The organism is Cyanobium gracile UHCC 0139, assembly GCF_034931325.1.
In the GTDB taxonomy this organism is placed as follows: domain Bacteria; phylum Cyanobacteriota; class Cyanobacteriia; order PCC-6307; family Cyanobiaceae; genus Cyanobium; species Cyanobium gracile_B.
This window is the reverse complement of record NZ_JAYGHX010000001.1, coordinates 638,284-656,871: the sequence shown is the minus strand read 5'-3', so window position 1 is coordinate 656,871 and position 18,588 is coordinate 638,284. Positions and strand designations below refer to the sequence as shown.

Genomic DNA, 18,588 nt, shown 5'->3' with positions numbered 1-18,588 from the left:
CTCCAAATGCACTGCTCCGCCCCGGGCCATGGCCAACCGCAAGGCCAGGAGGCTCCTGGATCAGCTCGGCCGCGAGAGCGGTCCAGGTGGGGATGGCAGGTCGCGGATGGGCATCGGCCTGTCAGGCTCGAAAGGTATCTCCGTGGCAACTGCGGCGCTAGATGGGTAGGTTCGGGCCGTGGAGGCCGCACAGATGGGGCCGACGATCGTACCGTATCGAAATGCTCATGAAGCTGTTCAGAAGCCAGACATCGCCACTGACCTGGCTGACGCGTTGATCCGTTCCCCCATCAACGTCAGGGCACCTCTCGGCACCTACCCTGATGATATGGATCGCCTTCGTATGGGCGGATACGAAGATCCCACCGTGTGGGAGGAGGTAATGAAGCGAGCGTACATTGAAGCAAAGACCGACGCCGAACTGGCCCAGCTTCTCAAGACCCACTACCTGCAGGACGATGTGGCGGCATCCTTTGCCGCCTATCGGAACTCAGGCGTCACCGAAGAGGTCGACGAACTGCTTAAGCGGCTGGGTGTCTGCCGCCAGACCCCGATCGCTGACGTCGGGTGCGGGCGGGGTCACGCGGCGCACGCCATGTTCAAGCTCGGGTACGAGAACATGACGGCCATGGACCCCAACGACAAGTGGTACACAGGAACGGGATACCTACAATCCCTTCCCGACCATACGATCCATGTGGTCAACAGTCTGGATGAATGGGATCAACTAGGCGGCAGATTTGGGGCCATCATCTCCTGCAGCACAGTGCACCACTGGCACCACATACCCCAGATGGCCATCGGGACGCGAAGGGCCATGCAGCCTGGCGGATATTGGTTGATGATGGCGGAGTATTTTGCGAACAGTGCCAGAGAGCTGGTTGATGGACTCAACAGTCATCCCACGGCGACACGCTACGGATCCTATGAGTGGGCCTATCCTGCCTCGGCCTACGTCGACCTGCTCCAGAGTTCCGGATTCGTGCTGGTCGGCGTGATTCCGTTGTCTTACAAGGGCGCGGTCTTCTTCAGCGGCTGTCAGTTGCCTGTCGACAATCAGCATGACGAATGGGTAGACAACCATCTGACGGAAACCGAGGGCACCGTAGAAGCTTTCTGGTCAGAAGTGGATGGCTGGAGACGCGGCACGACAGCGACAAGAAACTACACAATTCCGCAGGTTCTGGTTTTCCAGCGCGTGCAGCCGTGAAGGCATGGATCAAACCGTCCTGCCTCTATCATAGGCTCAGGAAAACCTGGAATTCATGCGCTCACTGCTCTAGGGTCAAAGCAAGTCCTGCTCACGATTCAGATCAGTCCCTAGGTCTCTGTGCCGCCAAGTCGACACTTCAAACCTGGACTTCCGCCCATCCATGAAGGTGTTTGGCGCTGAGGATAGCATCGAAAAGAGAATGGCCTGGGGTTGCATCGTCTCTACAACTGGGTTGCAGATGCTCGGGCCGCATTCAATGCCGTCTCCAAGGCAGTGGTATCACGCCGTAGCCGAGCGTTTTCCTCGCGCAGGCGCGAAAGGTCCAACTCAACCACGGAAAGCCTGGCACGGGCTTCCGCCGCTGCCTTCGCAATCCTGCTCAGCTCGGCTCTGGACTGCGCCAACTCGCCCTGGGCGGTGGTCAGGGCATCGACGGTGGTCAGCCGTGCCGGAAGACGGCCCAACAGAATCACCAGCGACTCCCGTAACCGATACCTGAACGAAGGTGGTCGTCGAGGTGATGTCATAGGAGATGGGCCGAGACGTCAGGCAAGGGACTGGGCAATCAGACGATCACACAAGGTTAGGATGTCTTCGCGGGGCCCGACGTCGATCTGTCGAAGGGTGTCCACCAGATCAACCTCGAAGTACGGAGAGTCAACAATCTCAGGGGCATCGACATGGCGAGCATAGTCGAGGCCATACCTGGCAAAGAGCTGCTGGACGAAGTCGCGACCATGCCATGTCGTCCCGCTGGCGAATATCATCTCACCGCCATATGCCGCCTCAACGGCGTGGATCGCCATCCGCATGAAATCCCTGGCGGAGCTCCAATCACAGTGGAAGGAGAGCGTCTGGAGCGGTTCCCGATACTGAGGATTAGCCAAGGAACAGCGGACAGCCTTGCAGATCTTCGGAATGAAGAAGGAGCTGGGTCGGCGCTCGGACTCATGGTTGAAGAGAATCGCCACTGTTGTCTTGATTCCATGAGCCTGCTCGTAATAGGAGGCAAGCTGTCCTGACGCCTTCTTGGTAATGGAATAGAGACAGCTACCATCGCGAGGCGTGGATAGATCCACACGCCCCCGTAAGGCAGAACCAAAGATCTTGGCTGAACTGGCGTAGAAAACCCTGAGCTGGGGTTGCTGGAGCCTGGCGTACTCCAGGACCCGGTGCAGTGACTTGGTGTTGACATCCAAGGCATTCCCCCAAACTTCCTCATAGGGGAATCCAGCCGAACCGTGCACGGCAGCGACATGGAACACCTCATCCGGCTGGAAGTCCCTCAGACAGCTGTCCAGTTCCTCCGATTCGGAAAGATCAAGCTGTCGGTAGGCGAAGAGGGGACTGTCGATCGGGTAGGGAAAGGTCTCGCGGCGTCCGAGACCCAGAACCTCACGGCCCGAAGTCACCAACTCCTCCGCCAAGATACTTCCATCCTGACCTGCCACACCCAGAACAATGGAACGGGTCATGGCTGCACTAAGGAAACAAGTTGTAGGCGGAAGTCCATCAAGATACGCCTGACCGTTGGAAGGTACATGGGAAGGTCATGCCGGGTCTTCTGATCATCGTGCTGGCGGGAGGAAGCCAGGACCTGATCGACAGCATAGAGACGTGCACCTGAAAGGCCGAATCGAAGGAAGAGCTCATAATCCATGGCATAGTGCAAATGCTCCTTCACGTGAGCACCCGCCCGGTTCCACAGGTCACGCGTGAAGAAAAGTTCAGGCTGATAGAAGTAGAGCCCCTTCTGCCAGGTCGATGTGAAACTCGCCAGGTCACCGAAACTCAACGGACTCAGGCATCCTCGATGGAATCCGGAGTGATGGATGCGCTTGGTCTGGCCGGCACCATCGATCACACGACAACCCCCGACGACAATGTCGCAGGGCTGGCTGGATCGAACACGCGCCACGGCCTCTAAAGCACCCGGTTCCAACCTGTCATCGCTGCAGAGCCACGTCAAGACATCTCCAGTGGCCAACTGGAATCCTTTGTTCAAGGCGTGGGACTGCCCCCGGTCAGGTTCAATCACAAGATGGGATAGGCGGTGTCGATAGGACTCAAGAATCTCGCGACTTCCGTCTGTGGAGCCACCATCGATGACTACAAAGTCCAGATTTGGGTAGTTCTGCCCCAGCACCGAATCCAGACAGTCTCGAAGGAACCGGCTTTGGTTGAAGCTGACGGTGACCACGGAGATTCGGGGCCATGCGCGAAGGCTCAACTCAGCCTCAGACCTTCCTCCCGCGCTGGAAACCTCAAAGGCGTGATGGGGAGCGGCAGAGTGATCTCCAGTCCCTGGCGCCCGAAAGGAGGGCGACTGCATCGCCACGCGCATCCCCAAAAGCGACTGCGGGGCTGGGCCACTCGGTGCGGATCCTGCCCCTGGGGGGCACACCCGACGACCCCAGCCCCGGAGGTGTCTCAGCACCTTTCTGGCAGCCCTGACCAGGACAGGGGCCGCAGGCCTGGCCAAGGTGTCGACCGACGCGTAACGGCCTCTCCAGTCGACAACACCGAGTTGAGGCACTTCCCGCTCCGTACCCTCGAGCTCCCAGGCGGGCCCTGGTTGTGAGGCGCGCTCAAAGGCCAGTGCGGGCAAGGCATGGTGATCGATCAGCCTGGAGAGATGCTCACAGTCAGTCTCAAGAATCTTGATGTAAGCCTGAACGCCATAGCTGTCCTCGATGCAGACATGCTCCACCGTCCCATCCTCGAAACGGATCAACGCATGGGGAGTTCCTTCCACCACCGCTGCCTCGGCCTTCTCGTCAAGGGTCATGAGAAGCACTCCTCGACGAACTGCCATTGCCGCATGCCGCCCGGGAGGTGGAATGACGCGTCGAGCGGGCAGAGGGGCAGGACCTCCCGACGCGCGAAACTGAGCAACTCAGGGCGATCGGAATAGCGCCGGAAGGTGTGGGCCAGGGACTCTGCCGCATCCAGGTACTGGCCCCTGACAATCAGATACTCGCTGATGGAGTGTAAAAAGTCGAAGGTGACAGGAACAGGGCGGTGGAACTCTGCGATGGCCGCCTTGAGGCCACAGCCGTGACATCGCCGCAGGCATTCAAATGTTTCGGCTGGAGTGGCATCGCACAATTCGATGATCGTGTCCGTAGGCTTTCCCCAATAACTGAAGTCATGGTGAAAGGACCCCAGAACCGACCGGCTGCTGTCGAGAATCTGAAGATTGGGAACCCTCTTGGCACGGTCACAGGTGGCCACCACGGTGAGTCCGCTGCCGCATCCAATGAAATCGGTGCAATGGTCAAGCAGGGCCAGATTCTCCCGCATCGTTAGGGAGGCTGCTGATAACGCATTGGCGGGCAGATCGTCCCCAAGGGGTTGCATGGTGGAGAGCAGGAAGAAGATGTCTTCCTGCGCAGCTGCGCTCAACCTGGCCACCTCCTTGGCATACTCGGGAGTGACGTGGGACTGTCTGCTGTTGGAAGAACATTCAAAAAGAACAACCCTTCCCTTGGCAGAAAGGTTGTGCTCAACCGCATACTCAGCAGCTCGACTCTCTTCCTCAGGAGTCAAGGCGATGATGGGATCAATAGGGACAGTGATGGGACGATCGTAGCCACGGAACATGCTCGGCCTTACCGTGCCATCGAAGCGTCGAAAGTTGTCCGGGTAAACCTGCGGTGTCCAGATTCGGTCATAGGGATCGGGCCCTGTCTGACGACGCCCAATCTCCCGGGTCGCCAGGTTCCAGATGATGTCACGGCTCGCATTGGTCCAGTCAGACAGGTCGACAGAGACAACCTCATCAACGTAGGGATTCCCCGTCAGCAGATTCCTGCAGCGGGAGGAGATCCACCAGGTGAGATGGCAACCGGGATAGTCCTGCTTGATCTGACGGGCGAGCGTCGTGGCATAGAGGCAGTCACCGTTGGCATCGAGCTGGACAAGGGCTACCTTCATACGGCGTCAGTAGGGCTGGTAGGACTTTTCCTCAACGATCTCCGACCCGCAGAGCACATTGATCATCTTCTTGGCATGGGCGCGCTGGTCGTTGGTCCGGTAGATCAGACGGGCGATCTCCACAAACTCCGGACCGAAGTCATCAGCCCGCTCTTTATCGCGGATGCGGTCCTCCAGGTCCCACAGCTGACTGTTGGCCTCCCTCAGGGACTGCTCCCAGGGGGCAACGGCAGGGTTGTCGGTGAGGGCCGCCGGTCGGATGGAGCGCAGGGATTGAAGCTCGATTCGCACATTGATGAGCTTGGCTTCCTCGGAGATCCTCTCTTCCTTGATTTCGAGGATCACGATCTTGTCAAGCAGCTCTCCGATGGAAACGGGAGCCAGGACGGTGGTGGTGTTCATGGTTGGTTAGGCAGCGCCTGCTGGCAGGTCCCCGGGAAGTGCCATCGCGTGGAGCCACTCCTCACTGTAGGGGTCACCAAGGTCCCCAAGCCTGACCATCCGGTTGGTGCGGCAGCAATGCACCTCACAATCGGCGATCAGATCAAAACGGTGTTTACCGCGCACAAAGTTCAGTTCTCCTTGGAGGTTGCGAGAGTCACGATGGATGGCGGGCCAAGCGATGCGACGCTTGACTTTCTCTGAGATCCTGGGCGCAAGGTCGGAGCGGACAAAGAAGGCATTCAAGCCATTCGAGCAGGTTCCGAAGAACTCATAGCCACGGCTTTCGGCCAACTCCCGCAGCGCCGCGATGGACGCACCGAAGAGCAGGCCCGAGTGGTGGCTTCGAAAACGTTCGAACTTCGGATCGTAGGGGACCGTCACCGCATGGCGATCACCAAACACGGGATTGCATTCAAGAATCAGGATATCCGGGTGCAAGCCGTCGAGCTCCTTAAGAATCCAGTAATCATTGCCATCAAGGTCGATGCTGAGGATGCCCAGGGGCCCAAAAAAGCCGTTCCGCTCGATCAGCTCCTTGATGTTTTCGACGGTGATGAAGGCTGCCTCTGACTGGATGTCGTTTCGCCAGTAGGTGGGTGAGGAGCGCAGGAATTCCATATGCCTGGGATTCCCGTCGAGAACAAGACCAGTCCAGTTGCGATTGAGTAGCAGGAAGCGGGTGTTGGCCTCGAGATAGTTTTCGACACCGAACTCCACAAATGTCTTGTGTTGAAGGTGGAGATTGGCGACCAGCCACTCAATGATGCCGTCCTCACCAAACTGGGAGTAGACCTGAAACTCCACATCGGCGAGAGTATCAATCTCCTTCAGGCGCTGGACCTCAAACGCAGCGAGGCGTCCGCACAGACGTGCCGTGCGCTCATACTTCTCATCAAGCTGCCGGACTTCGGCGACACAAGCGGTCGCTGCGCCAGCCGTACCTGCCAGCATTGCTGAGGCATTGGTGAGCTTGGTCTTGAGGTTGCGAAGCATGAATGCCGACCTAAACGATTTCAATTTCGGGGAAGGGGAAGATCATGCGGCCGCCTCCTGCGAGGTACTGCTTCTCCCTCTGAACGATGCCACCACGAAAATGCCAAGGCAGAACAAGATAATAATCTGGATTCATCGCCGCAGCCTCCTTCTCGGAGATAATTGGTATATTTGTACCTGGGGTGACGCGGCCGAATTTCTCCTCATTGACCTCGGCAATGAAGGGAATCTCATTGGGGGTGAATCCGCAGAACTGCAACAGGACGTTACCTTTGGTGGAAGCCCCATAGCCAATGATCGTCTTTCCGTCAGCGACGAGAGACTTGACGAGGCGCGTGAGGTCGTCGCGGTGGCGGAAGACACGCTCTTCAAAATCGCGGAATGGCTTGGGCGTGGAGAGGCCCATGCGATCCTCCTGCTCCAGCAACCAATCAATGACCGTTGCATTGCTTCGCAGGGAGGTATTGGATTTTCGGGCCGCAGTGACAGCAAAACTGCCACCGTTGACATTGTTCATCACAACATCGACGAGACGGAGCTCCGCGGCCTCCAGGATCTTGGCCACCACGCCAAGCGAGTAATACTCCAAGTGCTCGTGGCAGATCGTGTCGTAGGAGTTCGTCCGGAGCATGGACGGCATGTAGCTTTGCTCGAAATGCCAGACGCCATCGTCAGCAAGCACATCGCAGATCTGCCTGGCAAACGACACTGGATCCTCCAGGTCGTAGAACATGGCAATGGAACTGACAACTTTCGCGGGTGCCGCTGAAACACTCTTGAAGGCTGCGGAAGAAAAGAAGTCGGGTACCAGCTTGATGTCATCGGGATAGAACTCCGAAAACTTGACGCCCGTCGGGTCGATGCCGATGCGATGCAGATCCGGCGTGGTGTAGGCCTTCAGCGTGGTGGCGTCATTGCTTCCGATATCCAGAACGGTGTCGCCGGGTCCCACCCCCGAAAGACGCTCCAGATAGCGCACCTTGCTGGTGAGGTGCTCCACCATGGACTGGTTCAGACCCGACCGATAGCCATAATTTTCTCCATACATTTCGTCCGGATTATAGGAATGCCTGAGCTGCACAAGTCCACTGGAAGGGCACCAGACAAGCTCCAGCGGGCCCCGGGTGACCTGCTCCTCTGCCGAGGAGGGGAAAACGCCAGTCAGTGTCTGCTGGCCAAGATCGAGGATGGAGACTAGGTGCTCATCACCACTCACGCGGCAATGTTCAATGGCTTTGTAGGCTTTATTCATCCGAAAGCGCATGGAGGGCAAGCGGCAGCATTGTATCGGAGAGTGTCTCGATTTCCCGAACACCCTGCGTCGTCAAGGACGCATCGGCACGCCCATCAACTTCGCCGGAGATTCGACGCTGGAGCCGATGCCGTGGAGAACTGGCAGGGCACTCCGGGAAGAGTTGTACGTTTGGCGACGTTTTCAACTCGGAAGCCGCTGGACTGTCAGCCCGTCACCGGACAGCCGAGGGTAGCTGAGCGGCGCCTACATAGGCCTCGAGATGCTCCTGCACCAGTCGGTCCATGGCAAAGTGCCGACGTAGTCGTCCGTACTCCCCTGGACCGAGGCACTGGCTGGGGCGCTCTTCGGGGCTGCCGGCACAGCTGAGGAGCCACTCGGCCCAGGCCCCGGAATTGAGGGTAGGCAGGAAGGTGGTAAATCCACGGCCGACCTCTCGATGGACTTCAAGGTCGGAGGCCACGACGGGAGTGTCACAGGCCAGCGCCTCGATCAACGGCAGCGAAAATCCCTCGGCAAGCGAGGGGACCAGCACCGCTTCCGCCCGGCGGTAGAGCCAGGCCAGAACGGAGTCGCTCGCCGGCAGTTGCAGAACGGCCTGCTCCAGTCCATGGGCGGCGATGCACCGCTGCTCCTCGGGGCGCCAGGCGCCACCACCGGCGAAGACCAGCAGGGGAAGCCCCCCCCCCGATCGGCCGCCCCGATGGAGCATCACCAGCGCTCGCATCAGGGTCATGCCGTTCTTGTAGGCATGGCGCTTGCCCACCATCAGCCAGAAGCGTCGCCCCTGCAGCCGGGCCACTGGTTCAGGCGGGATCCTGTCCATCGCTGTGGCCAGATGAATCACCTGGACAGGCGTCTGCAGCCCAGGATGAAAGAACACCAGATCATCGGCGGAGGCAGCACTGATACTGATGATCAGATCGGAAGCAGACAGCCAGGACGCTTTGTTGGCGTGGGGGGAGCGCAGGCCCGGCAGGAAGAAATGCTCGGGATGGCGTTCAGGAACCATGTCAAACAGAGAGCTCACCAGGCGCTGACCCTGGCGCAGTCGATATGGACGTCCTCCGTAAAAGGTGGCATGCACCACATCGGCCTGCCGCCATGTCCCGCGCTGCCACCAAGCGGTGGCGGTGGAAGACGCCAGACTCACACGAACCCCAGCTTGCGGCAACGCAGCAGCCAGCTCGCAGAAGTAGCGGCTGATGCCACCGCGTCTCTGCCGGCGCAGAATCTGGGCATCGAAGCCGATATGGAGTGGACCCACAGAGGAAGGACAGCAGGGGCGCGTGACCAGCTCAACGGACGCTGGAGAGCATGGGAGCTTACGTCCGCAGGACCGGAGGCCAGCAACGCTGTGGCAGGCTGTGGTTCAGCCACCCCCAGCCCATGACGCAGGACCCTGAAGGCTGGGCCATCCAGGGCAGGGCTCAGGCAGACACCCGTCCAGTCGACAGATCGCAACCTCTGGTGACCATCATCACCCCTTGCCTGAATGCGGTTGGAACGATCAGCGAAACCCTGATGAGCGTCGTACAGGCGCAGACCATTCTGCAGAAAGATCACTGGGAACTGGAACACATCCTGATCGATGGCGGTTCAACGGACGGCACGGAAACTGTCGTGGCAAGACATGCCGCCAGGTACGGTTTCTGTCGTTGGATCAGCAACATCACGGGCGGGCCCTATGCCGCCATGAATGTGGGACTGCAGCAGGCTGGAGGTCGCTACGCCCATGTACTCAATTCCGATGATCTTCTGCTCGATCCCGGAGCCTATGCCGCCTTCCTGCAGGCCGGCCATCGGCTCCAAGCCAATGTGCTGCTGGCTTCGATCGGCTATTTCCGGCGGCCCAGTCGCCAGCTCAAAAGTCTGTGGCAGGTGGATCCCATTCCAGCCAGTGCTGCTGAATGGCGGCGCCAATTGGAAGGTGGCCTGCATTATCCACATCCGGGATTCATCGCAGATACGGAGAGATACAGGCAGCATTCTTTCGATGAGAGATATAGTCTCTCGGCCGACTATAAGCTGATGCAATCTATTCTCCTCAATCAGGCCCCTGAGAACCCCCCCATGATCTGCCAGCAACCGCTGGTGGCCATGGCCGAGGGAGGGGCGACGGGGAATTGGAGGGCCGTACTGCAGGGATGGCGCCAGCTGAACGCCATCAATCAGGACTTGGGCATTCAGGGCAGCGGGATCCGGCGCTACTGGCGGAAGCTGCAACAGCGGTTCCGTCCCCCGGCCCAGCTGATCCCCCTTCCCCGCGTGGAGGCACCAGAGCCATGAGTGGCTTGAAGATCGCCTTCGATGTGAGTCAGACAGGTCGGCGAAAGGCAGGCTGCGGTTTCTATGCGGCTGCGCTGATCGATGGCCTCCTGGAGTCAGCCTCTGACGAGGACTTCACACTACTGACGAGCTTCGGCGACTTCTTTCATGATCCCTTCCAGACCCTGGCGTTTCCTCACATCCGACGCGGCGTTCACTATGGACCTCGGCTGATCCGTCGCAAGAGCGCTTCCCGATTCTGGGCGAACCGCGCCAGGGGAGGAGTTTTCTGTGACCGCTTTGACGTTGTGCACGCCAACAACTTCTGGTGCCCACCCTGGCCAGTTCGTGGTTCACTCATCTACACGCTCTACGACATGAGCTTTATCGAGCATCCCGAGTGGACCACCGAAAGCAACCGCAAGGGCTGCCTGGAAGGCGTTCAGCGAGCCGCCCAGTTCGCCGACGGATTTGTGGCTATCTCAGAGTCGACGAAGCAGGCGTTCCTGAAGCACTTCCCCAGCATCGCCCCGGACAGGGTGCACGTCATCTATCCCGCCTCACGCTTCGGGCAACCGGGCTTCCATCCGGAACCAAAACAGCCGGACCACAGAATCTTCAAGGCTGGTGAGCCATTCTTCCTGTCGACCGGAACCATCGAACCCCGGAAGAACCAGGCCTTTCTGCTGGATGTCTACCAGCAGTTTCGTGCCAGGGGTGGGCAGCCCATCCCTTTGGTGCTGGCCGGCAAGAAAGGCTGGCTCATGGAGGGTTTCGATCAGCAGATCTCAGCCTCGCCCTGGGCTGACGATATTCACATCCTGGGTTATGTCAGCGATGGGGAACTGGCCTGGCTCTATCAGCATTGTCTCGTCAATCTCTATCCCAGCCACTACGAGGGCTTCGGACTGCCCGTGCTGGAGGGAATGCACTTCGGGACCCCGGTCGTCTGCTCCAGCAGCACTTCGATGCCCGAGATCGTGGGGGAGGCCGGGCTCCTCCTGCCCCCGGATGACCTCGCCGGCTGGGTCGACGCCCTGGAGTCGCTGGCGTCCGAGCCCCAGCGGCGAGAACAGCTGCGCCGGTCCGCGGTCGCCCGCGCCGCCCGGTTCGACTGGGAGCGGAGTGTCGCCCAGATCCGCAGGCTCTACGAGGCCGCCAGCGGCTGAGCCCCGTTTCCCGGAGGCAGCCGGAGGGGGGGATTGGCCAGGGGCACCCTCGATGGTGCATGATGGCCCAGTCGGCGGCGAGCCCGACCGGAACGCCTTCCCCCAGAGGCGCTCTGCGGATGTAGCTCAGTGGTAGAGCATCTCCTTGCCAAGGAGAGGGTCGAGAGTTCGAATCTCTTCATCCGCTTCATTCAACCCGCGACGAGCCGCGATCCAAGCTTCTCAGCGGTTCAACGCCCGCGGGCCTTGAGAACGGTCTTGACCGTTTTCAGCAGGATCAACAGGTCGAGGGCGGTGCCCCAGTAGCGCAGGTAGTAGAGGTCATAGCTGAGCTTGAGCTCGGCCTCCTCGACGCTGGCCGCATAGGGGGCACACACCTGGGCCCAGCCGCTCAGGCCGGGAGGCATCCAGTGGCGCTTGCGGTAGTGGGGGATGCGGGACTCAAGGTCATGCTCCAGCTCCGGGCGCTCCGGGCGCGGCCCGATCAGGCTCATGTCCCCCCGCAGGACATTCCACAGCTGCGGAAGCTCATCGAGCCGCACCCGGCGCAGGAACGCCCCCGTGCGGGTGATGCGGGCGTCCCCTCGCACCGTCCAGGTGGCGGGGGCATCGGGAGCGGCCTGGCACATCGTGCGCAGCTTGTAGAGCTGGAAGCACCGGCCCATGAGCCCGCTGCGCTCCTGCACGTAGAACACCGGCCCCCGGTCCTCCAGCCAGATCAGCAGCCCTGCCACCAGCAGCAGCGGCAGGGTGGCCAGCAGCAGCAGCAGGGCCAGGGCCACATCGGCGCTGCGCTTCAGCTGGCGCTGCACGCTGAGGGGGTTCGACCAGGGGAGGTCCTCAAGCCCAAGGGCCTGATCCGGCAGATGGGCGGGCAACAGCCGCTGCTGCTCCCTCTCGGCGTGCTCCAGCAGGCTGAGTCCCTGCCGCTGACGGGCTCTGGACAGCCGCCAGAGCACCAGCCGCACGACCAACGCCCAGAGGCTGAGCCCGCTGAGCATCACCAGTTGGACCCTCCGATGGCCCAGTGCGAAAGTCTCCGGCAGATTCAGCAGCCAGTAGACGAGCACCACCACCAAGGCGGTGGCCAGGGTCGTGACCAGCAAGCGCACCAGCAGCTGCGAGAGATCCAGGCGGGGCCAGCGCAGCAGGGTGTAACTGCCGAACAGCCAGCTGAAGGCGATGTAGACCAGCGCATAGGACACCAGCCAGAAGGGCTGGCCCCGCAGACCTGTATCGGCGAAGCGATCAAGCAGGGCCGCCAGACCCAGGACCCCGAGCAGATCGCAACCGGCACACAGGAGGAGAATCTGGCGGGGTCTCAGCCTGAACACACCCGTGCCGAACCAACTGGGGACATCAAACCGAACCTGGGGACCAGCCCCTTAGCCACGACTGCCGGCCCGAGCCCTCCTAAGGGGTGTGGGCAGGTCGTTCACCCCCCGGACAGCCCGGGCCCTCAGACCACCAGCAGGCTCATGCCCCAGTTGACCAGCACCAGGGCCACCCAGGCGGCGCCGCCGATCAGGATCAGGCGGTTGGAGCGGCCGCTGTCCTCGGTGCTCGCGTACAGCACCGGCACCGCCACGATCAGGGCGAAGGACATCACCACCAGGGCCAGAACGGTGAGGGTATTGAGGATCTGCATGGGGCAGGAAGGCTCGGGGCCGGATCAGGCAGCGTGGGCGATCCTGCCATGCAGCACGGGGCCATGCCCGCCGCCGGAGCCATCCTTCACACGTTGTCGGGCGCGAACAGATCGCCGGCGGCTGCCAGGGCCCCCAGACCGGGGGCGGCGGCGTCCTTGGGGGCCAGCAGGGGCTGGTGGGGCGCCGGCAGCTCCTGCAGAGGCCAGTCGATGGCGATCGACGGGTCGTTCCAGGCCAGGGAGCGCTCGCACTCCCGGCTCCAGTAGCCGGCGGTCTTGTACTGCACCTCGGCCACCGCGCTCAGGGTCAGGAAGCCGTGGGCGAAGCCCACCGGCACCCACAGCTGGTGCTGGTTCTCGGCGCTGAGCCGCTCGCCCACCCATTGCCCCAGGGTGGGGGAATCCCGCCGCAGGTCGACGGCCACATCGAACACCTCCCCGACGGTGCAGCGCACGAGCTTGCCCTGGGGGTGGGGCGCCCGCTGGAAATGCAGGCCCCGCAGCACCCCCTGCACGGAGCGGGAGTGGTTGTCCTGCACGAACTCGGGGGCGTCGGCGTCCTCCTTGCCGAGGGCCTCGGCGAAGCGGCGCCGGTTCCAGCTCTCGCTGAACCAGCCCCGCTCATCGGCGTAGACCGCCGGGCTGAGCAGCAGGGGGCCGTCGATGGCCAGGAACTGCACGTTCATCGCTGGGGCTCCAGGGCCAGGTGGTCGCTGGCGGCCTCCTGCAGCAGGCGCAGCAGGTAGTCGCCGTAGCCGGATTTCTTCAGGGGCAGGGCCAGGCGCTCCAGCTGGCTGTGGTCGATCCAGCCCAGGCGCCAGGCCACCTCCTCGGGACAGCCCACCTTGAGGCCCTGGCGTTTCTCCAGGGTGCGGATGTAGCTGGCGGCCTCATGCAGGGAATCGGGGGTGCCGGTGTCCAGCCAGGCCATGCCGCGGCCCATCAGCTCCACCCGCAGCAGGCCTTCATCGAGATAAAGCTGGTTGAGGTCGGTGATCTCCAGCTCCCCCCGCGGCGAGGGACGCACCTGGCGGGCCCGCTCCACCACCGTGTGGTCGTAGAAATACAGCCCGGTGACGGCATAGCGGCTGCGCGGCTGGGGCGGCTTCTCTTCGATGCTCAGCACCCGGCCATCGCCGCTGAACTCGACCACCCCATAGCGCTCCGGATCGCTCACCGGGTAGGCGAACACCGTCGCCCCCGGCCGCTCGCCGTTGGCCCCCTGCAGCTGGGGGATCAGGTCGTGGCCGTGGAACAGGTTGTCCCCCAGCACCAGGGCCGCCGGGGCACCGTCGAGGAAATCGGCGCCGATCAGGAACGCCTGGGCCAGCCCGTCGGGGCTGGGCTGCACCGCGTAGCGGATCGTCATGCCCCAGCCGGATCCATCCCCCAGCAATCGCTCGAAGGCGGGCTGGTCGGTGGGGGTGGTGATCACCAGCACCTCGCGGATGCCCGCCAGCATCAGGGTGCTGAGCGGGTAGTAGATCATCGGCTTGTCGTACACCGGCACCAGCTGCTTGCTGACGGCGGTGGTGAGGGGGGCCAGGCGCGTGCCGCTGCCTCCCGCCAGGATCAGTCCCTTGCGGTTCATGGCTGTTGCTTGGGCAGGGCGGCCATGAGGCTGCCCATCTCCAGGGCCTGAAGGCCGTAGCTCCAGCCCAGGTTGCTCTTGATGCCGGCCCGCTCCAGGGCCTGCTGCAGGGTGTCGGTGGTGAGCACCCCGAAGATCACCGGAACACCGGTGTCGCGGGCCACGGCGGCCACCCCCTTGCTCACCTCGGCCACCACCACGTCGAAGTGGGGGGTGTCGCCCCGGATCACCGCCCCCAGGGTGATGACCACCTGGTAGCGGCCGCTGGCGGCCAGCCGCTGGGCCACCAGGGGAATCTCGAAGCTGCCCGGCACCCAGGCCACGTCGAGCTGGCTGCTCTCGGGGCTGACGTCGATGCCGTGGCGGGAGAGGGAATCGAGGCAGCCGCTGAGCAGCTTGCCGGTCACCAGATCGTTGAAGCGGGCGATCACCAGGCCGATCCGCAGACCGGCGACGTCGGTGAAGCGACCTTCGAAAACCGTCAAGGGGTCAGACCACGAAGAAGCTCATGCCCCAGTTGAGCAGCACCAGGGCCACCCAGGCCAGCCCCCCGGCCCGATCCCCTTACGATCGGGACGCTCCTGACGGCGGACCCATGGCCAGGGAAGTCCAGCAGCAGCTCACGCTCGCGGACGATCCGGCCCTGCAGGGGGACCTGTTCGGGGGCACGCCCGAGCCCACCGTGCTGGCGCCGGAGTCGCCGTCCGATGGGGACGCCCCGGACGACCAGGCCCTGCTGGCCGATGCCAGCGCCCGGCCCCGCACCCGCCGGCAGCGGCCAACGGCGGCCACGGCCGCCGGCCCCGAGGGCGACGGCGAGCAGGCCGGTGACCCGGGCGTTGGCGATGCCAGCGGCTCCCCGACGCCGCCAGGCGACGCCGCCCCGGAGCCCGGGGACGACCTGCCCCGCTGGCACCACCATTCCCTGGTGGACCCGGCGGCGCTCACGCCGGTGCTGCGGCACTACGTGGAACTGAAGGCGGCCCATCCGGACCGGGTGCTGCTCTACCGCCTCGGCGACTTCTACGAGTTCTTCTTCGAGGACGCGATCCTGCTCTCGCGCCTGCTGGAGCTCACCCTCACCGGCAAGGACGCCGGCAAGGCCCTGGGCCGGGTGCCGATGGCGGGCATCCCCCACCACGCCGCCGAGCGTTACTGCGCCGACCTGGTGCGCCGCGGCCTCAGCGTGGCCCTCTGCGACCAGCTGGAGGCCACCCCCGCCAAGGGGGCCCTGCTGCGCCGCGGCATCACCCGGGTGCTCACCCCCGGCACGGTGCTCGAGGAGGGCATGCTCGCGGCCCGGCGCAACAACTGGCTCTGCGCCGTGGTCCTCGACGGGGACGGCAGCGCGGCCGGCCGCTGGGGTCTGGCCGTCGCCGACGTGAGCACCGGCGAGTTCCGGGTGACCGAGCGCACGGGCAGCGGCAGCCTGCACCAGGAGCTGCTGCAGCTGGAGCCCGCCGAGGTGGTTTGGCCTGGCCCGGCGGAGGCGCCCGCCTGGTGCCCCGAGGGTCTGCGGCTCACCTCCCTGGCCCGCACCCCCTTCGAGGCCACCGAAGCCGACGCCCTGCTGCGCCGCCGCTTCCGCCTGGCCAGCCTCGATGGCCTGGGGCTGGGGGAGGCGCCCCTGGCGCTGCGGGCCGCCGGGGGCCTGCTGGCCTACCTGGACACCACCCAGGCCGAACCTGCGGCCATCCCGCTGGAGATGCCCCGGCTCTGGCACGCCGGCGACCAGCTGGTGCTCGACGCCCAGACCCGCCGCAACCTGGAACTCACCCGCACCCAACTGGGCGGCGTCCTGCAGGGCTCCCTGCTCTGGGCCTTGGACCGCACCGCCACCGCCATGGGCGGCCGCTGCCTGCGCCGCTGGATCGAGGGCCCCCTGGTGGACCGGGCCGCGATCCTGGAGCGGCAGGAGGCCGTGAGTGAGCTGGTGGAGCAGCGGCCCCTGCGGGTGGGGCTGCGCCGGCTGCTGCGCCCCATGGGGGATCTGGAGCGCCTGGCGGGGCGGGCCGGTGCCGGCAGCGCCTCCGCCCGCGACCTGGTGGCCCTGGCCGACGGCCTCGAGCGACTGCCCCGTCTGGCGGCCCTGGTGGCGTCCTGCCACAGCGCCCCCCTGGCGGCCCTCAAGGGTCCCTGGCCCGAGCTGGCCGCCCTGGCCGAGGAGGTGCGCCACCACCTCATCGACACGCCGCCCCTGTCGCTGAGTGAAGGCGGGCTGCTCCACGACGGGGTCGATCCGGTGCTCGACGGCCTGCGCAACCAGCTCGACGACCAGGAGGCCTGGCTTTCGCGGCAGGAGGCGATCGAGCGGCGGGCCAGTGGCAACCCCAACCTGCGCCTGCAGTACCACCGCACCTTCGGCTACTTCCTGGCGGTGAGCCGCGCCCGGGCCGCCGCTGTTCCGGACCACTGGATCCGCCGCCAGACCCTGGCCAACGAGGAGCGCTTCGTCACCCCGGAGCTCAAGGGCCGCGAAGGCCGGATCCTGCAGCTGCGGGCCCGGGCGTGCCAGCGCGAGTACGACCTCTTCTGCGACCTGCGCCGCCGGGTGGGGGAGGCGGCGGGGCCCGTGCGGGCGGCCGCCCGGCGGGTGGCAGAACTCGATGCCCTGGCCTCCCTGGCGGAGGTGGCGGCCACCGGCGGCTACTGCCGGCCCGAGCTCAGCGAGGGGCGCGAGCTGGTGATCGAGGCGGGGCGCCATCCGGTGGTGGAACAGTTGCTGGTCGATGCTTCCTTCACCGCCAACGACCTGCAGCTGGGGGCCCCCGAAGCCGACGGCGCCCCGTCCCCGGACCTGATCGTCCTCACCGGCCCCAATGCCAGCGGCAAGAGCTGCTATCTGCGCCAGAGCGGCCTGCTGCAGCTGATGGCCCAGATCGGTAGCTGGATCCCGGCCCGTTCCGCCCGGCTGGGGATCGCCGACCGCATCTTCACCCGGGTGGGGGCGGTGGACGACCTGGCCAGCGGCCAGTCCACCTTCATGGTGGAGATGGCCGAGACCGCCAACATCCTTCACCACGCCAGCCCCCGCTCCCTGGTGCTGCTCGACGAGATCGGCCGGGGCACGGCCACCTTCGATGGCCTCTCGATCGCCTGGGCGGTCGCGGAGCACCTGGCCGAGGGCATCGGCGCCCGCACGATCTTCGCCACCCACTACCACGAGCTCAACGAACTCGCCGAGCTGCTGCCCAACGTCGGCAACGCCCAGGTGCTGGTGGAGGAGACCGGCAACGACCTGGTGTTCCTGCATCGGGTCTGCCGGGGGGGCGCCAGCCGCAGCTACGGCATCGAGGCGGCCCGGCTGGCGGGTGTGCCCGCCTCGGTGGTGTTGCGGGCCCGCCAGGTGCTGGGCCGCATCGAGGCCAACAGCCATGTGGCGGTGGGGCTTCAGGGGGGATCCAGAGCGGCCTGATCCTGGGCCGGCAGAACCTGGGCCGCCCGATCCAGCCAGGCCCGCCGCAGCAGGGCATTGGCGGCGGCGCCCACCAGGCCGGCGCCGCCCTTGCTGCCCTCCAGCCGGATCTGGGGGAGGGCGCTGGCCGCCAGGTGGCGCTTGCTCTCGGCCACCCCCACGAACCCCACCGGCATGCCGATCACCAGGGCCGGGGCAGCGATGGTGCCTGCCTCGACCAGCTCCAGCAGCCGCTCCAAGGCCGTAGGGGCACTGCCCACCAGCACCACCGCCCCCGGGTGCGCCACCAGGGCCCGCTCCATGCCCGCCGCCGCCCGGGTGCCACCGGCGGGGGCGACGGCGGGAGCCCAGGCCAGCACCGAATGGACCGGGTTGGCGAAGGTGCGCCGGGCCATGGGCGCCACGGCCGCCGCCGCCATCGCCGTGTCGGTGAGGATCGGCGCGCCGGCCGCCAGGGCTTCCATGCCGGCAACGCAGGCCCCCGGGCCGAGGCGCAGATCCGGCGCCAGGGCCAGGTCACCGCTGCTGTGGACCAGGCGCTCGAGCACCTCCTGCTCCACCCCCTCCAGGCCGGTGGGCCCCAGCCAGGCGCGGATGCGGCGCACACTCTCCCGGAAGATCGGGTGATCGAGGGAAGCCTCGACGCTGTCCATCGCCTG

17 protein-coding genes and 1 tRNA gene are annotated in these 18,588 nt (G+C 64.3%); 5 read left to right on the top strand and 13 right to left on the bottom strand.

From position 1 onward, the window contains the following. Positions 1-178 precede the first annotated feature (178 nt). Complete coding sequence (locus tag VB738_RS03245; protein ID WP_323304358.1) at positions 179-1,210, top strand: methyltransferase domain-containing protein; 1,032 nt, start codon at positions 179-181, stop codon at positions 1,208-1,210. A gap of 548 nt (positions 1,211-1,758) precedes the next feature. On the opposite strand, the gene VB738_RS03240 is transcribed toward VB738_RS03245, so the two are convergent. The 7 genes from VB738_RS03240 to VB738_RS03210 form a co-directional block, all read right to left on the bottom strand. After that, positions 1,759-2,688 carry a GDP-mannose 4,6-dehydratase gene (locus VB738_RS03240; RefSeq protein ID WP_323304357.1) on the bottom strand — a complete coding sequence of 310 codons (930 nt, stop codon included), beginning with the start codon at positions 2,686-2,688 and terminating at the stop codon, positions 1,759-1,761. Beyond that, entirely contained in the window at positions 2,685-3,413 is a 729-nt protein-coding gene (locus tag VB738_RS03235) for a glycosyltransferase family 2 protein (protein WP_323304356.1), read from the bottom strand. Before VB738_RS03235 ends, VB738_RS03240 begins: the two co-directional genes overlap by 4 nt. Before the next feature lie 584 nt (positions 3,414-3,997). Further along, positions 3,998-5,149 carry a hypothetical protein gene (locus VB738_RS03230; protein WP_323304355.1) on the bottom strand — a complete coding sequence of 384 codons (1,152 nt, stop codon included), beginning with the start codon at positions 5,147-5,149 and terminating at the stop codon, positions 3,998-4,000. A 6-nt stretch (positions 5,150-5,155) separates the two neighbouring features. Continuing rightward, positions 5,156-5,551 carry a DUF6165 family protein gene (locus tag VB738_RS03225; protein WP_323304354.1) on the bottom strand — a complete coding sequence of 132 codons (396 nt, stop codon included), beginning with the start codon at positions 5,549-5,551 and terminating at the stop codon, positions 5,156-5,158. A gap of 6 nt (positions 5,552-5,557) precedes the next feature. After that, positions 5,558-6,586, bottom strand: a complete 1,029-nt coding sequence (locus VB738_RS03220) for a hypothetical protein (RefSeq protein WP_323304353.1) — start codon at positions 6,584-6,586, stop codon at positions 5,558-5,560. Positions 6,587-6,596: 10 nt separating this feature from the next. Beyond that, positions 6,597-7,838, bottom strand: coding sequence for a class I SAM-dependent methyltransferase (locus VB738_RS03215; RefSeq protein WP_323304352.1), 1,242 nt, complete (start codon positions 7,836-7,838; stop codon positions 6,597-6,599). A gap of 214 nt (positions 7,839-8,052) precedes the next feature. Further along, positions 8,053-8,850 (bottom strand): glycosyltransferase, encoded by a 798-nt coding sequence (locus VB738_RS03210; RefSeq protein WP_323304351.1) that lies wholly within the window; start codon positions 8,848-8,850, stop codon positions 8,053-8,055. A 458-nt stretch (positions 8,851-9,308) separates the two neighbouring features. On the opposite strand from VB738_RS03210, the gene VB738_RS03205 reads away from it, so the two are divergent. The 3 genes from VB738_RS03205 (at position 9,309) to VB738_RS03195 (ending at position 11,462) form a co-directional block, all read left to right on the top strand. Next, positions 9,309-10,127: a glycosyltransferase gene (locus tag VB738_RS03205; RefSeq protein ID WP_323304350.1), complete on the top strand. Its 819-nt coding sequence runs from the start codon at positions 9,309-9,311 to the stop codon at positions 10,125-10,127. A 5-nt stretch (positions 10,128-10,132) separates the two neighbouring features. Then, a complete protein-coding gene (locus tag VB738_RS03200; protein ID WP_323304349.1) occupies positions 10,133-11,275 on the top strand; it encodes a glycosyltransferase family 1 protein in 1,143 nt (380 codons plus the stop codon). A gap of 115 nt (positions 11,276-11,390) precedes the next feature. Continuing rightward, positions 11,391-11,462: transfer RNA gene (locus tag VB738_RS03195), tRNA-Gly, on the top strand. A gap of 43 nt (positions 11,463-11,505) precedes the next feature. Here VB738_RS03195 and VB738_RS03190 read toward each other — a convergent pair. The 5 genes from VB738_RS03190 to ribH form a co-directional block, all read right to left on the bottom strand. Beyond that, on the bottom strand, positions 11,506-12,609 hold the full coding sequence (locus tag VB738_RS03190; RefSeq protein ID WP_323304348.1) for a sugar transferase: 1,104 nt from the start codon (positions 12,607-12,609) through the stop codon (positions 11,506-11,508). 125 nt (positions 12,610-12,734) lie between these two features. After that, a complete protein-coding gene (gene psbZ / locus VB738_RS03185; protein WP_094584244.1) occupies positions 12,735-12,923 on the bottom strand; it encodes a photosystem II reaction center protein PsbZ in 189 nt (62 codons plus the stop codon). Between the two features lie 86 nt (positions 12,924-13,009). Next, entirely contained in the window at positions 13,010-13,609 is a 600-nt protein-coding gene (gene rfbC / locus VB738_RS03180) for a dTDP-4-dehydrorhamnose 3,5-epimerase (RefSeq protein ID WP_323304347.1), read from the bottom strand. After that, positions 13,606-14,514 (bottom strand): glucose-1-phosphate thymidylyltransferase RfbA, encoded by a 909-nt coding sequence (gene rfbA, locus VB738_RS03175; RefSeq protein WP_323304346.1) that lies wholly within the window; start codon positions 14,512-14,514, stop codon positions 13,606-13,608. Before rfbA ends, rfbC begins: the two co-directional genes overlap by 4 nt. Further along, positions 14,511-14,999: a 6,7-dimethyl-8-ribityllumazine synthase gene (ribH, locus tag VB738_RS03170; RefSeq protein WP_323304345.1), complete on the bottom strand. Its 489-nt coding sequence runs from the start codon at positions 14,997-14,999 to the stop codon at positions 14,511-14,513. Before ribH ends, rfbA begins: the two co-directional genes overlap by 4 nt. Positions 15,000-15,109: 110 nt before the next feature. Between ribH and mutS the strand changes: the two genes are divergently transcribed. Further along, positions 15,110-17,929 carry a DNA mismatch repair protein MutS gene (mutS, locus tag VB738_RS03165; RefSeq protein WP_323304344.1) on the top strand — a complete coding sequence of 940 codons (2,820 nt, stop codon included), beginning with the start codon at positions 15,110-15,112 and terminating at the stop codon, positions 17,927-17,929. On the opposite strand, the gene VB738_RS03160 is transcribed toward mutS, so the two are convergent. After that, the gene (locus VB738_RS03160; protein WP_323304343.1) at positions 17,905-18,582 is read right to left on the bottom strand and encodes a precorrin-8X methylmutase; all 678 of its coding nucleotides are present in this window, start codon (positions 18,580-18,582) and stop codon (positions 17,905-17,907) included. The two genes, mutS and VB738_RS03160, sit on opposite strands and share 25 nt — an antisense overlap. Between the last annotated feature and the right edge of the window lie 6 nt (positions 18,583-18,588).